This window comes from Aeoliella fuhlenseeensis (genome assembly GCF_052161615.1).
Lineage (GTDB): Bacteria > Planctomycetota > Planctomycetia > Pirellulales > Lacipirellulaceae > Aeoliella.
On the sequence record NZ_CP197417.1, the window covers coordinates 1,334,377 to 1,348,471 of the forward strand.

At 55.4% G+C, this 14,095-nt stretch carries 8 protein-coding genes; all 8 read left to right on the plus strand.

Going from position 1 to position 14,095, the window contains the following annotated elements:
* The first annotated feature begins 30 nt into the window (after nt 1-30).
* Nucleotides 31-930: an NAD(P)-dependent oxidoreductase gene (locus SH292x_RS05280; RefSeq protein WP_442484540.1), complete on the plus strand. Its 900-nt coding sequence runs from the start codon at nt 31-33 to the stop codon at nt 928-930.
* A gap of 288 nt (nt 931-1,218) precedes the next feature.
* Nucleotides 1,219-2,379, plus strand: coding sequence for a substrate-binding domain-containing protein (locus SH292x_RS05285; protein ID WP_442484541.1), 1,161 nt, complete (start codon nt 1,219-1,221; stop codon nt 2,377-2,379).
* A gap of 148 nt (nt 2,380-2,527) precedes the next feature.
* The gene (locus tag SH292x_RS05290) at nt 2,528-3,730 is read left to right on the plus strand and encodes an alpha/beta hydrolase family protein (protein WP_442484542.1); all 1,203 of its coding nucleotides are present in this window, start codon (nt 2,528-2,530) and stop codon (nt 3,728-3,730) included.
* A gap of 369 nt (nt 3,731-4,099) precedes the next feature.
* Complete coding sequence (locus tag SH292x_RS05295; RefSeq protein WP_442484543.1) at nt 4,100-5,185, plus strand: Gfo/Idh/MocA family protein; 1,086 nt, start codon at nt 4,100-4,102, stop codon at nt 5,183-5,185.
* Nucleotides 5,186-5,234: 49 nt separating this feature from the next.
* Nucleotides 5,235-6,530 carry a sulfatase-like hydrolase/transferase gene (locus SH292x_RS05300; protein WP_442484544.1) on the plus strand — a complete coding sequence of 432 codons (1,296 nt, stop codon included), beginning with the start codon at nt 5,235-5,237 and terminating at the stop codon, nt 6,528-6,530.
* Between the two features lie 34 nt (nt 6,531-6,564).
* Entirely contained in the window at nt 6,565-8,034 is a 1,470-nt protein-coding gene (locus tag SH292x_RS05305; protein ID WP_442484545.1) for a sulfatase-like hydrolase/transferase, read from the plus strand.
* 26 nt (nt 8,035-8,060) lie between these two features.
* Nucleotides 8,061-9,581: a sialate O-acetylesterase gene (locus tag SH292x_RS05310; protein WP_442484546.1), complete on the plus strand. Its 1,521-nt coding sequence runs from the start codon at nt 8,061-8,063 to the stop codon at nt 9,579-9,581.
* Between the two features lie 171 nt (nt 9,582-9,752).
* Nucleotides 9,753-14,066: a DUF1592 domain-containing protein gene (locus tag SH292x_RS05315; protein WP_442484547.1), complete on the plus strand. Its 4,314-nt coding sequence runs from the start codon at nt 9,753-9,755 to the stop codon at nt 14,064-14,066.
* The last annotated feature ends 29 nt before the right edge of the window (nt 14,067-14,095 follow it).

The following is a 14,095-nucleotide window of genomic DNA, read 5'->3' on the forward strand; positions in this document are numbered from 1 at the left end:
CATTGTGTTGAATCGATTTATTGGATCCCGATGACAGATTATGCAAAGTATGCGAAGTCGCCGATTGCAGTTGTCGGGCTTGGACTGCTCGGCACCGCTATTGCCGAACGGCTGCTTGAAGCAGGCTTCGAGCTAGTAGTGAACGACCTTCATCGAGCGAAGGCGGATTTGCTGGAGCGACGTGGTGCCCAGTGGTCTAACGATCCGCTTAGTGAATGCAGACGAGCCCTATTTTGCCTGTACTGTTCCAATGACACTCAGCAGTTTCTGGAAAAGCACGCCGATAGCCTTAGCGCCGGACAGCTGTTCATTGATGTCGCTACAACACCTCCCGATGACGCCGCACGCCTTGGCGTTGAATTGTTGGCACGAGGTGTAGATTATCTGGAGTCGCCATTCGTAGCGTCTAGCGACCAGACGCGTAGTGGACAAGGCGTTGCGTTAGTAGCTGGTTCGAAGGGTGCTTTCCTGGCGTGCCAAGACTTGTACGACGCGATGGCCCCAACCCGGTACTTCGCGGGTGCGTGGGGAAGTGCGACCAAAACCAAGCTGGTAAGTAACTTGATTCTCGGTTTGAATCGAGCAGCGCTGGCCGAAGGACTATTATTGGCCGAAGCCTTGCAGCTCGACATGCCATCCACTCTCGACGTACTAAAGGGGTGCAATTCCTACTCTGGAGTCATGGATACGAAGGGAGACAAGATGATCGCTCGCGACTTCGCTACTCAAGCGAGGTTGTCACAGCATGCGAAGGATGTGAGGATACTACTAGAACAAATGTTCCTTCGTGGAGGTCGACTTCCATTTTCTGAGCTGCACCTATCCGTTCTGCAATTTGCAGAAGAGATAGGGCTAGGCGCGTTAGATAACTCGGCAATCGTAGAGGCTATTGCTCGATACGGGATAGACAAGTGTGGAGCGCGACAGTAAGTCCAGTGGAAGGTTAGCAAATCGTCGCCTTCGGCGTGAGCGAGGCATTTCGGCCTAAAGCGTGCTGATCTGATCGTGGTTACGAAATGACTACCGCTAGCTGGAGGTGGTATTGATGCGTTGCGGTAGCTTCAGTGCCCGTCACTTTTTGAATACGACTTGCATGACAATTGGCGACCCTGCCATTTTCTATCCTATTGCATCCACGCAAAGATTTGCCAAGAATATATCCGTTTGCTTTACGCTCTTTGCTCTTCATAGCGGCCCACTCACTTAGGCGGTGAATTGATGGATGGCGACGAGTTACCGCATGTTGCCGTACTTGTAGATACTGCGACTGGCTGGGGTCGGCGGGTAGTGCGTGGCGTTATCCGTTACTCGGATAAACACGGCCCATGGCATTTAACGGTTGAAGCGCGAGGCCAGGCCGAGGCACTGCGCTTGCCGCCGGGTTGGCGAGGCGATGGAATCATTGCGAGGATCACCTCGAAGCAGATGCTACGTGCAATGAAGGCGACGCGACTGCCGGTAGTCAATGTTTCCGCAGTGCATCTTTCGAACAACTGTTTCCCTCAAGTGACCACCAATTACTTTGAATCCGCTGCGCTAGCGCTGCAGCATTTCCGCGATCGAGGATTGGTACGATTCGGCTACGCCGGCCTTCCAGAAACAGACTACGGTAGGCGTCACCGAGATGCGTTTGTCGGGGTTGTCGAAGACGCTGGATACGGGTGCGATGTTTACACCCCATCGAAAACTACGGCCACTGCTGGGCATGCGGCTCAGTTAAAACACAAAGCCGCCTGGCTGCGGTCCCTTCCGCGCCCCGTCGGCATCTTCACTTGGGCGACGACCGCTGGAGCTAACCTGCTCGAGGCATGTCGGCTTGCACGCCTTTCGGTACCGTACGAGGTGGCTGTGTTGGGAGGTGCCGACGATGAGTTGCTTTGCGATGCCTCGTGGCCATCGCTCTCTGCGATCAACGTGCCGGCGGAACAGATTGGGCACGAGGCGGCGCGCAGCTTGGATCAGATGATGAGGGAGGGCCGAAGTCCACAACCACAGCTACTCCTGTCGCCGACCGGCGTCGTGTCGCGGCGATCCACGGATACGTTGGCAATAGATGATCCAGATGTCGTCCAAGCTCTTCGAGTCATTCGCGCCAAAGCATGTGGCCCGATTCAGATTAGTGACATATTGAAGGTCGTGCCCGTCTCGCGTAGCTCACTAGAACGCAAGTTTAGGCAAGCACTCTCGCGGTCTCCCACAGAGGAGATTCGCAGAGTGCGGATGGCGAAGGCGAAGTCGCTGCTCGCGGAGACTAGCATGTCGATGCAAGAAGTTGCTGACGCCTGTGGCTTTGCAACCTACAACTACCTGACACGTGTCTTCACCAATGAGAACGGTGTCACGCCGCGAGAGTTTCGTCGCAGTGTTCAAGGCCGCTAGAAGGTGCCGGAGTATTGGTAGGTGCGATTTCCTATCAACTTATAGCCCCTCTCGATACGTTAGAGATCAAGGTTCGCAGATGCCTACTAAGAACATATGGGTCCGCCTTTTCGGGAATTGCTGGTTGAAGCTACCCGTGATTTTGTGGGTGGCTCTTTTCGTTACCTACTGCTGCAGTGCCGAATCTGAGGAAGTGGAGTGGAATCGAGAAGCGTTCGATTCTCCCCCTGCGTACGCCGAAACGGATGCCTACGGTGAGGAAGGTGTACAAGCAATTTTATTCGATGGCGAGGCCTACAAGGGCCGACCGACCAAGGTCTATGCCTATATAGGACTGCCAGATCGCTCGAAGTTTACGCCTCCCTATGCGGGAGTTGTGTGCGTCCACGGTGGTGGTGGTACGGCGTTTGCGCAATGGGTGCGGATTTGGAATAGCCACGGGTTCGCGGCGATCGCAATCGACACCAACGGAAGCGTACCCAAGAACGTTCAAGAAAACCCAGATCTATTTCGTCACGAATTTGCAGGCCCCCCGCGTTTTGGGTTCAATCAGTCTGAAGATTCGCCGCAAGATCAGTGGCCATTTCATGCCGTGTCGGCAATCATTCGGGCCAACTCGCTATTGCGATCTCTTCCCGAAGTCGACTCGTCGAAGGTCGGCATAACGGGGATTTCGTGGGGTGGCTATCTCACTAGTTTTGCGGTGGGAGTCGATTCGCGATTCAAGTTCGCCATCCCGGTGTACGGCTGCGGATTTCTCGACGAAGGGCCTTCCTGGTCGAAGGCGATTGACGAGTACGGGCACGATAGATGGATGCGACTCTGGGACCCTTCGACCTATCTGCCCAACGCCAAGTGTCCGATGCTCTGGATCAACGGTACCAACGACAAGCACTACTATCTTCCCATGTTTCAGCAGTCGTACCGCTTGCCGACAGGGCGTCGCTCCGTATCAATCCGCGTCCGAATGGATCATGGCCATGGTTCCGGCTGGGACCCTCCAGAGATCTACGAGTTCGCCGCTTCTATGGTCGATAAAGGTAGGCCACTCGTTCAAATTATGAATCAAGTGCACCAGAACGAACACGCATCGGCGAAGTATGTCGCACCTGAAGGTGTTCATGTCGAATCAGCTCGACTTGTCTACACGGAAGATCACGGTGATTGGTATGCACGCGAGTGGAAAGAGTTAGAAGCCACCGTCGATACCGAGACATCGACGGTGAGCGCAGGAATACCTACCAAGGTATCAGTGTACTACTTCAATATTTATGATAGTCGTGGATTGATTGTGAGCTCGGAACACTCAGAGGTTCCTTCCCAAGACGACGACTCTGCTGCCCTTAAGTAACTAGAAGAGAGGCACGCGCAGGGGTGACGCACTTGGCTCGACGTTGCGACGTAAACAGACATATTCTTGACAAGGTTTGTCATTGCCCCGTACCTCCTGGGCTGCGACTATGCAGAGTGTCAGTCTGATGGTTCTTCGACGTATCTAGCGAGTTTGCGGGCGGCTCCTCCACGAGTTGTTCTCTACGGCCGAAATCCAGGGTTGCTTTCGGCGACTGCGGGAATTAAGGCGGTGAAGGCGAATCTTTAGGGCGAGCATGTCCACGGATTCGAAGTTCTGCGCGCCATCGCGTCAGTCCGCGAAACATTCAGTGTAGCTAACACGGCGTCTCAATCTCGATCCAGTGCACATTATCTTGGGAGCCATGCAATGAACCGCCGAAACTTTATCACCCAAGCAGTAGGAGGGGCTGTTGCCAGTTCCGCCCTAATGGCGATGCAGCGAAGCGCTTTGGCGGGATCTGACAGCCCATCTAGGATTCGTGTTGGCGTGATTGGTACGGCGCATTCCCATGCCGCCGGCAAGGTGGCTGCCATGCGTGATCTGACCGAAGACTTCGAAATCGTTGGTGTCGTGGAAAGAGATCCAAAACTGCGAGAAGCTGCGGAGTCGCTTCCCGAGTATGCAGGCCTCTCCTGGATGAATGAGAAGGAGCTTTATGCCCAGGACGGCCTGCGTGCTGTACTGGTGGAGACCGAATTCGTTGACCTCATCCCCACCGCTGCCAATGCCGTCAATCGGGGCTTGTCGGTACATGTAGATAAGCCACCAGGTAGGTCGGTGCGCGAGCTAGCGGATTTGTTCGCAGCAGCGGACAGCCGACGGGTTCAGGTCCAGATTGGTTACATGCTGCGTTACAACCCGGCTTTTGAGTTTTGCTTTCGAGCGGTGCGCGAAGGGTGGCTCGGTAGAGTCTTTGAGCTCAACACGACCATGAGCACGGTGCGTCCGGCGGAGCGCCGGGCGACGCACTACGAGCCGCTCGGGGGCGCAATGTTTGACCTTGGTAGTCATGTGATCGACGCGGTTGTCACGGTTCTAGGGGTGCCAACAAAGGTCCATGCTTTCGGACAGAGACTCTATCCGAAGCAGGACGATGTGGTCGACAACCAGTTAGCCGTGTTCGAGTATCCCGAAGCATTGGCGACCGTGCGAGCGACCTTTGTCGAGCCATTCGCAGGCGATCGGCGTCAGTTTGTAGTGTGTGGCGAAAAAGGGACTGTCGAGATTCGTCCGCTCGAAGAGCCGAAACTCAAGCTGACGTTGGCCGAACCCGTCGGCGGATTCAGCGCCGGTCACAACGAGATCGAATTGGCGAAAATGCAAGGAAGATATCACGACCAGCTTCGCGATTTTGCCGCTACCGTGCGAGGTGATTCCGTGTCACGCTGGTCGGCAGACCATGATCTAGCCGTTCAGAAAGCCTTACTTCTGGCTAGTGGAATAGTCAGGTAAATCAGCGAGCCTAAACGCATGCTAGTGGCGCTAAACAGGAGTAGTCGCAGTGTACTTTAAGTGGTTCACCATTGGTGTTGTGCTTATCCTGCCGGTGGGATTGCAGGCTGAGTTGATGGCCAAGCAAAACGTCGTCATTATTCTCGCCGACGACGTGGGACGCGAAGTTCTGGGATGTTACGGAGGCACGTCGTACAAGACGCCTCGGATCGATGAGTTGGCAGCTAGTGGCACTCGGTTCGAGCAGTGTTATGTGATGCCGATGTGCCATCCAACTCGCATTGCACTCCTAACTGGACAATATCCCTTTCGTTTGGGACACCCTGAATGGATGACCTTTCCTAAAGCAGCAGAGGCTCACACGATTGCCCACACCTTCCAGCGTGCTGGCTACAGGACGTGTGTATCGGGGAAGTGGCAGCTCGCATTGATTAGTGAAGATCGGGATCATCCGCATCGCCTCGGCTTCGACGAGTACTGCGTTACCGGGTGGCATGAAGGACCCTGGTTCTACAATCCGCTTATTTGGGAGAACGGCGAAGTGCGGAGCGACACTGCCCATCGCTACGGGCCGGATGTCGAATGCGATTATGTGGTCGATTTCATAGGGCGCCAGGGAAGTGAGCCCTTCTTCATTTACTACTCGATGACGTTGTGCCATGCCGAGACCAATGATCTTGAGAAACCGGCCCCTTATGGACCCAATGGTCGCTACGACACGTACGCGGAAATGGTGCCGAAAATGGACCACTGCGTTGGACGAGTCCTCGACGCCCTGGAGGGACAAGGTCTACGTGATAACACTCTGGTCCTGTTCTTGGGCGACAATGGCACTGCCAAAGTGAACTTGATTCGCGCAGAGGGTCAGCGCTTCGTCTACGAAGATGTCTACTCCGAGATGGGTGGACGCAAGATAGCCGGTGGAAAGGGTACGCTAACAGACTGGGGCACTCGGGTACCTTTGATTGCTAGTCAGCCGGGTGCAATTGAGTCTGGCCAAGTAAGCGACGATCTTGTTAGCATCGTCGACTTCATGCCATCCGCCGCTGCGTTGCTGGGTGTAGAACTTCCGCGCGAAGTTAGGCTTGACGGTCAGACCATTCCTGCAATCGACGGGCAAGGTTCGCCGCGAGAGTTTGTATTTTGCGAACATCACCTTGGTGGAAGTTTCGTCCGCAATCAACGATGGAAGCTCTACGACGATGGAAGACTCTACGATATGGAGCACGACCCTGACGAATCGCATGCCTTAGAGTTCGCCAATCAAAGTGACGAAGTCGCCAAGACGAGGCATCGGTTGCAGGAGCATCTTGTGCGCCTCGGCTACACCGCGCCTCGGAAGTAGCTGCTCGTGCCATCCCTACCAAGAGAAAACATAGATGAGTCTGCTCGGTGTGACAGTGCGCGATCGCCATATTGGTGTCGCGTGGATGATCTTGATGGCACTAAGTTGCTTGAACAGCAAGGCTGCCTCCGCTGAAGGTGGGGCTACTGCCCATATCGACTCTCGGTTAAACGTCATCATCCTTTACGCGGATGACATGGGTTGGGGCGATCTTGGGTGCCAGGGGCATCCTTACGTACAAACCCCATGTATCGATCGACTAGCTGTCGAAGGCTGCCGACTCGAGCAGTTCTACGTCACTGCGCCTGTCTGCTCCCCGTCGCGGGCGGGACTCCTTACCGGACGCATCCAGAACCGGTTCGGTATGCAGCATCTGATTCGTGAGCAAGGCCCGCAAGTTTTTCACCACGTGCCGGTAGCGGAGCCATCACTTCCACGGTTGCTGCAATCGGCCGGGTATCGCACGGCACATATCGGGAAATGGCATCTCAGTTTTCTGGGGCATGATGACGAGCCTTCCATGCAAGACTACGGCTATGACTACTCCATGGTGCTTGGTGCCTCTCGGCATGGAAGCTACCGCGACTCGAAGTGGAGACGCAACGGTAAGGAGTATGAGACGCCCAACCGCTGGACTGCGGAAGTATACGTTGATGAAGCAATTGAATTCATTGCCGGCGCTCCGAAGCAGCCATTTTTTATAAATCTATGGAGCTTTGCTCCACATCAAGAGGTGGACTGCGCGGAGAAGTACCGCGACATGTATAGCGCACGACCGGAGAGCGAACAGTATTTCTGCGGTGCGATAACCCAGATGGATGAGCAGTATGGACGACTTCTCGATTACCTCAAGGAAAGCGGCCTGGACAAATCCACGATCGTGATCTTTTCGAGCGATAATGGCCCCGAGCCACATCTTATTCCTTGGAGCGACCGAGCGCGAGGCTCGACTGGCGGATTGCGAGGTGGCAAGCATTATCTCTACGACGGAGGGATACGGGTACCTGGTATCATTCGGTGGCCCGGTGTGACTCGTCCAGGGAGTCAGTCGCGCGAGGTAAGCTGGACTCCAGACTTGCTGGCGACGCTTTGCGCCGCCAACAACATCTCGACCGATGGGAGCTACCCGCTGGATGGTGTCGATATACGTCCCGTACTACAGGGGGACGCGGTCCAACGGGCGCAGCCGCTCTTTTGGCAGTTCCCATTTGGTGTGGTCCTGCGCGACGACACACGGGCGGCTGCTCCCGGCTTGGCCCTGCGCGACGGTGTTTGGAAGCTCCACTGTAATTCGGAATACGAAGAGGTGGAGTTGTATAACATGGACATCGACCCGAATGAGAAATGGAACATGAGGGACGAGTACCCAGAAGTAGTTGATAGGCTAATGGCTAAGATGGTTCAACTCCACAATGCAGTGAATGGACCCTACTCGAAGACTGCAAATACTCTCAATCAAAAGATGCTCGATCGCAATCAAGCGGTGCGCGAATTGTCTGACTAGGTCGGTATCTTCTCAACAACAGGTGGATGATGAAGTCAATTCTAGGACTCGCCGCGCTTTCGCTGCTGCTGCACCTCAACGCGTTCGAAGCGCACGCAGAGGTCAAGCTTGGGACCTTATTGTCCGACGGTGCTGTGCTCCAACGTGATAAGCCTGTCGCCATTTGGGGATCAGCGACTCCAGGAGAACAGGTCACGGTGGAGTTCGCCGACCAGAAGCAAGACGGAGTGGCTAATGCAAAAGGGTCTTGGTTGATTCGCCTCGCACCGCTTGCCGCCAGTTCGCAACCGCGGGAATTGAAAGTTCGTGGTGAGAACGAGATTGTGCTGCGAGATGTTCTAGTTGGGGATGTATGGCTTTGTTCGGGGCAGTCCAATATGAACCTACCATTGGATTCGACCGAAGGAGGTGATCAGGAGATTGCCGCTGCTAGAGATCCGCTACTCCGTTACTTCGAAGTGAAGTCAGCTATTCTCGAAGAGCCCTCGGAGTTCGCAGACGGAGTCTGGCAGTCTTGCTCGCCCGACCTTGCGAGGCGATTCACTGCCGTAGGATTTCATTTCGCCAAAGAACTGCGATCCGAGTTGGGCGTTCCTGTTGGGATCATTAAGGCCACTTTGGGTGGGAGCCCCATCGAGGGGTGGATGGCTGCTGAAAGCCTTTACGACGAGCCCGCGGCTATCCCTGCTTTCGATGAGTGGCAACGATTAGAGCATGCCTATCAACAACGAGCGCAGCAACACCGCCAAGATGTTAGCCAATGGGAGGGGCGAAGAGATGCTGCCAAGCTGTCCGGAGTAGAATTCACCGAAGCTCGACCCACGCGACCGTGGGAGGATAGCGATCGCAATAAGCCGGGTGGCCTCTACAACGGGTTTATCCACCCTCTCGAACCCTACACACTAGCGGGCATTCTTTGGTATCAGGGGGAGGGAAACGTACCGCGACCTGCGGAGTACAAAGTTCTTTTTCCAAAGATGATCGGCCACTGGCGTGAGGCATTCCAGCAGCCCGAACTCCCCTTCTTGTTCGTTCAGTTGCCAAACTATGACCAGCACGACGATCTGACCAAAGAGTCGTGGCCGCGTCTGCGAGAGGCACAGACGGCCGCGCTGCGGTTGGAGGATGTGGGCATGGCCGTGACTATCGACATTGGAGATTCTGTCGATCTACATCCACGCAACAAGCGCGATGTTGGCAGGCGCCTCTCACTTATTGCGTTGAAGCAAGTATACGGACGCGACGTGCAGGATAGAGGGCCCGTACTCGCGGACGTTCAGTACGGCGCTTCGGAGGTCCGTCTTGAGTTCGATAACGCAAACGGACTTGTCGCGCGTGGGAACCTCAGCGACTTGTTTACCGTTGCTGGACCTGACAGAAAGTTCTTCCCGGCTACCGCCCGTATCGAGGGCGATAAAGTGTCACTGTCATCCCCGCAAGTCCCACGACCAGTCGCAGTTCGCATGAACTGGATAAATGACCCGCAATCCTCGCTTAGAAACTCGGCTGGGCTCCCAGCGGCTCCGTTTCGAACGGATAAGTGGTGAAGTACCGGTATCCTGCGGGCAAAGGTTCAACGTAGGTCGAGGCTTTGCCAAGACGCTAAGAGTATCGCGAACACATGCGATATGTTTTTGGCAACCATCGGCATTTACCGGTGATCTTCAGCTCACGAAAATTAGGTCGTCAACGGAGTACTATCAACCTTAGAGCGTCCGATGGACTATCTAGAGCGCGGCGCATTGCGATCCAGCAATCATCATTCAGATGGTGGAATCGCCGTACGCCCATTAGGCAAATTCGTCGCGCTCTCACTTATCGGATACTTGCTTCTCGGGGTAGTACCCTGTTCTTGTGCATCTCCACCGGGCGAAGATAACCTTGGCTCGAGGTGGGAGTCGGAGATTCGGCCGCTGTTCGATAAGTACTGCCTCGCCTGTCATGGCGGTGATTCGGTGGAAGGTGAAGTCGATTTCTCGCGAGTTGTCGATGGCGCCGGTGCGCTGCGAGAGGAGTCGCTCTGGCAATCCGCCGAGGAAATGCTGTCTGAGCAGCTTATGCCGCCGGAAGGATCGCCTCAACCAACTGAAGGCCAGCGGGAGCAGCTGGGCAGTTGGCTTCAGGCTTACTTAAAGTATGCCGCGTCTGCGCGGTCGGGCGATCCAGGCCGTGTCGTGCTTCGTAGGCTAAGCAATGCAGAGTATACGTACACAATTCGAGATCTAACGGGAATTGAGTCGCTTGATCCAGCTCGGCATTTCCCAGCAGACGGCGCGGCGGGCGAAGGGTTTACGAACACTGGCAATTCGTTGGTCATGTCGCCGACTTTATTGTCGAAGTATCTTGACGCCGGTAAGGAGATTGCAGAGCACGCCGTGCTGCTCCCCGACGGCTTTGAGTTCTCGCCTCACAAGACGCGACGCGATTGGACAGATGATCTAATCGCTGATATTCGCAAAGTCTATGCCCGCTACACAGTTCCTTTGGGCAAGGAAGAGATGAACTTGGCCGGTATTGAATGGGGCAGTAGTAGAGGGGGCCAAATACCGCTGGCCAATTACTTCGCCGTTACGCTCTGCGAACGCAAACTGATCGAGGAAGGGCGGCTCACTATCGACGAAGCGGCGCGGCGACACGGTCTCAGTCCAAAGTACCTGCATTTGTTGTGGGACATCCTCCACACGGAAGATCTTTCACCACTTCTAGCCGAATTACGAGATGCGTGGCGAGATGCAGATTTAGCCGATGCCACGGCGCTTCAAGCATTAGCCAACACTTGGCAGCAGCGTCTATGGAGTTTTTCTCCCGTAGGCCAGATCGGACGCCGAGACGGTCCAGAGCAATGGCTTACCCCTGTCAATCCTGTCGTGTCAGAACTGAAGGTGCAAGTAGCGATTCCCGAGCGCACCAATGCCAAAGAGATCATCCTCTCCCTGGTCGCCGGTGACGCTGGCGACGGAAATGAGAATGACTACGTCGTTTGGCAACGCCCACGACTGACAGCGATCGGGCGTGCGGATTTACTCATAAGCGATCTCCCTCGCGTCGTAGAGACCTCCCGCTCAATTCACAAGAGGGCGGTGCTGGAAACGGCTAATTGCCTTGCTGCGTTACACCAAATCTCGCAATCCGCGGATGAAATCGATTGGGTGCAGCAAGCAGAGAGATTCAAGGTCAGTCCCTCGGTGCTTAGGGCATGGGCGGAGTATCTTGGAGTGCGCACACCTGGTCTAGCCAAGGTGTACGATCGATTTGTCACTACCGAGACTCTGTTTGGCGCCGAAAGCCGAGTAGTGGGCTGGGGAAGGAACGATACTCCCTACATCGTTGCGAATCCCGCGGACAAGGAAACAGTGTTGCCTGGGCCCATGAGGGCCCACGGAGTCGCGATGCACCCGTCCGCCACACAGAGCGTTGCGATCGGATGGACTAGCCCTACGAGTGCGAAGATGCGGATTAGCGCCTCGGTGCTAAGAGAGCTATCGAATTTCGAGAATGCTGTTAGCTGGTCATTGCAGTTAAGACGCGGTGGCACCCGACGGGTGCTGTTCTCGGAAACCCTACCGACAGCGGCATCGAAGCCCAGGGCAGGGGAGGTGTCGCTGATCGATGTTCCGATACTCAAAGGCGATTTGATCTCTCTTATTGTCACATCGGACGGTGGGCATCGCGGCTGCAGCCACTGTTGCGTTGAGTTGGAGTTGGAGGACGTCCATGGCAGCGAGACGTGGAATGTGGCCAATGACGTTGCTATGGATATCATGGCTGGTAACCCCCATGCTGATAGCAAGGGTCGCCCCGGCATCTGGAGCTTCTACACAGAAACGGAAGAATCCTCCAAACGGCAGCTTTCAATTCCCCCGAATTCGGTCTTGGCTCGTTGGCGCGAGGCAGCCACCGAGAAGGACCACCAGCGGTTAGCGGTTCAGGTGCAAGACCTGCTGACGCGAGATTTGCCCCCGTTCTGCAGCGGTGCCGACCGGGATTTGAAGGAGCAGCTTCACTCGATAAGTGGTCCCCTGCTGGGAGCGGCGATCCACGAGGTGGCATCGTCGTCGGAGCAGGCTTCACTTGACAGAACGGAGAAGCACTTCGGGCGGGGGCCTGATGGTCAAGCAATCGGCCCAGACAACCTGTGCGTCCGCGCTCCGTGCGTCCTACAACTTGCGATCCCCGCAGAGATTGCGCAGGGGAGCCAATTCGAAGCCGACGTGATATTAGAGTCAGAGATTGGGGTAGAGGGTTCGGTCCAATGCCATGTGGACATAAGAGAGGTTGCGGAAGACATAACGCGACCGACCGACGTGCCGATGCCCGCCATTATTGAAGAAGTGAGTGCCGGAGAGAATCGGCGTGTAGATCCTTTGCATCCGATCCTAGTTGGCGAAAGTTCAGCCGCCCGGCGAGCAGTCCTCAGCTCTTTCGCCGACTTTCGGGAACTCTTTCCAGCGGCCGTATGCTACGCCTCGGTAGTTCCGCACGATGAAGCCATCTCGCTACGCCTCTATTATCGAGACGACGCCCGCTTCACTCAGTTGCTGCTTGACGAAGGTGAAGCGCAAACTCTCGACCGCCTGTGGGAGCAGCTTCAGTTCGTTAGCCAGGGCTCGCTTTCGCAACTCACCGCCCTTGAGCAATGGCTGGAGTCTGCCGGCGAGATAGGTGTCGCGGACGATTTTCGGCCGCTGGAAGTTACGTTTGAGAAAGAAGCCAACGCCCTGCGGAAGCAGCTCATAGACAGCGAATCCTTGCAACTAACAGCGCTTGGAGATTTTGCAAGTCGCGCCGCTCGCAGACCACTTACCTCCACAGAGTCGAACAGGATAAATACCCTCTATGAGAACCTCCGCGACCAGGGCGTCCCGCACGAGGAGGCATTTCGCCTAACCTTGGCGGGTATCTTTTCCAGTCCAGAGTTCCTTTATCGCATCGAGGTGCCACCACCTGGGATGGACTCCTCGCCAGTTTCTGATTGGGAAATCGCGACCCGCCTTAGTTATTTCTTATGGTCCGCGCCTCCCGACGAAGAACTACGTTCTCTAGCAGCATCGGGGAAGCTATCGGATACGGAAACGCTTCTCGCCCAGAGTCGCCGAATGCTGGTCGATCCAAAAAGTCGGCGATTGGCACTGGAGTTTGGTTGCCAGTGGCTACATGTCCGCAACTTTGATCAGCTGGATGAGAAGAGCGAGCGGCACTTTCCTAGTTTTTTAGAGCATCGAAGAGACATTCACGAAGAAACTATCCAGTTCTTCACGCACCTTATCCAAGAGAATCAACCCATTCTTGATGTAATCGATTCTGATTACAGTTTCGCGAATGAGCGGCTCGCCCTCTATTATGGCATTCCAAACGTGGCGGGCGAACATTGGCGCCGAGTGGATGGTGTAAAGCAGTTCGGCCGTGGTGGCGTGCTAGCCCAGGCCTCTGTGCTGGCAACACAATCCGGTGCCTCACGTACCAGTCCAATCCTACGAGGTACTTGGCTCAGCGAGGTAATACTCGGAGACCGACTTCCGAAGCCGCCGCCGGGTGTGCCACCTCTACCGGACGACATTGCCTCGAACAATGAGCTTACAGTTCGTGAACTGGTGGAGCGACACGTTAGCGATTCGAAGTGCGCAGTATGCCACCGCCGGATCGATCCGTACGGATTCGCCCTGGAGTCTTTCGACGCGATCGGAAGGTTTCGAGAGCTAGACGAATCGAACCGTGCTATCGACGACCGCGTTGCCGCCTTCGACGGTAGCGAATTCGAAGGGATCGAGGGGCTACGTCGATATATCTTAACCCAGCGGCGTGATGAGTTTCTCAAGCAGTTCTGTCGAAAGCTATTGGGGTTCGCATTGGGGCGCTCGGTGCTGCTCTCCGATCAGCCGCTGCTGGATGAGATGATCGTGAACTTGCACGAGAATGAGTACCGTTTCGCGTCGGCCGTAGAAACAATCGTATCAAGCAAGCAGTTTCGCGAGATCCGCGGCCGTGATCTACAGGATGCTAGCCTTACAAATCAGAAAGCCCCCACACCATGAGTAAGCGATTCTCTCGTCGGGCAGTCCTA

Excerpts from the sequence above, each read along its gene's own strand:
- SH292x_RS05285 (WP_442484541.1), top strand. The coding sequence starts at position 1,219 with ATGGATGGCGACGAGTTACCGCATGTTGCCGTACTTGTAGATACTGCG.
- SH292x_RS05315 (WP_442484547.1), top strand. The coding sequence starts at position 9,753 with ATGGACTATCTAGAGCGCGGCGCATTGCGATCCAGCAATCATCATTCA.
- SH292x_RS05280 (WP_442484540.1), top strand. The coding sequence starts at position 31 with ATGACAGATTATGCAAAGTATGCGAAGTCGCCGATTGCAGTTGTCGGG.
- SH292x_RS05295 (WP_442484543.1), top strand. The coding sequence starts at position 4,100 with ATGAACCGCCGAAACTTTATCACCCAAGCAGTAGGAGGGGCTGTTGCC.
- SH292x_RS05310 (WP_442484546.1), top strand. The coding sequence starts at position 8,061 with ATGATGAAGTCAATTCTAGGACTCGCCGCGCTTTCGCTGCTGCTGCAC.
- SH292x_RS05305 (WP_442484545.1), top strand. The coding sequence starts at position 6,565 with ATGAGTCTGCTCGGTGTGACAGTGCGCGATCGCCATATTGGTGTCGCG.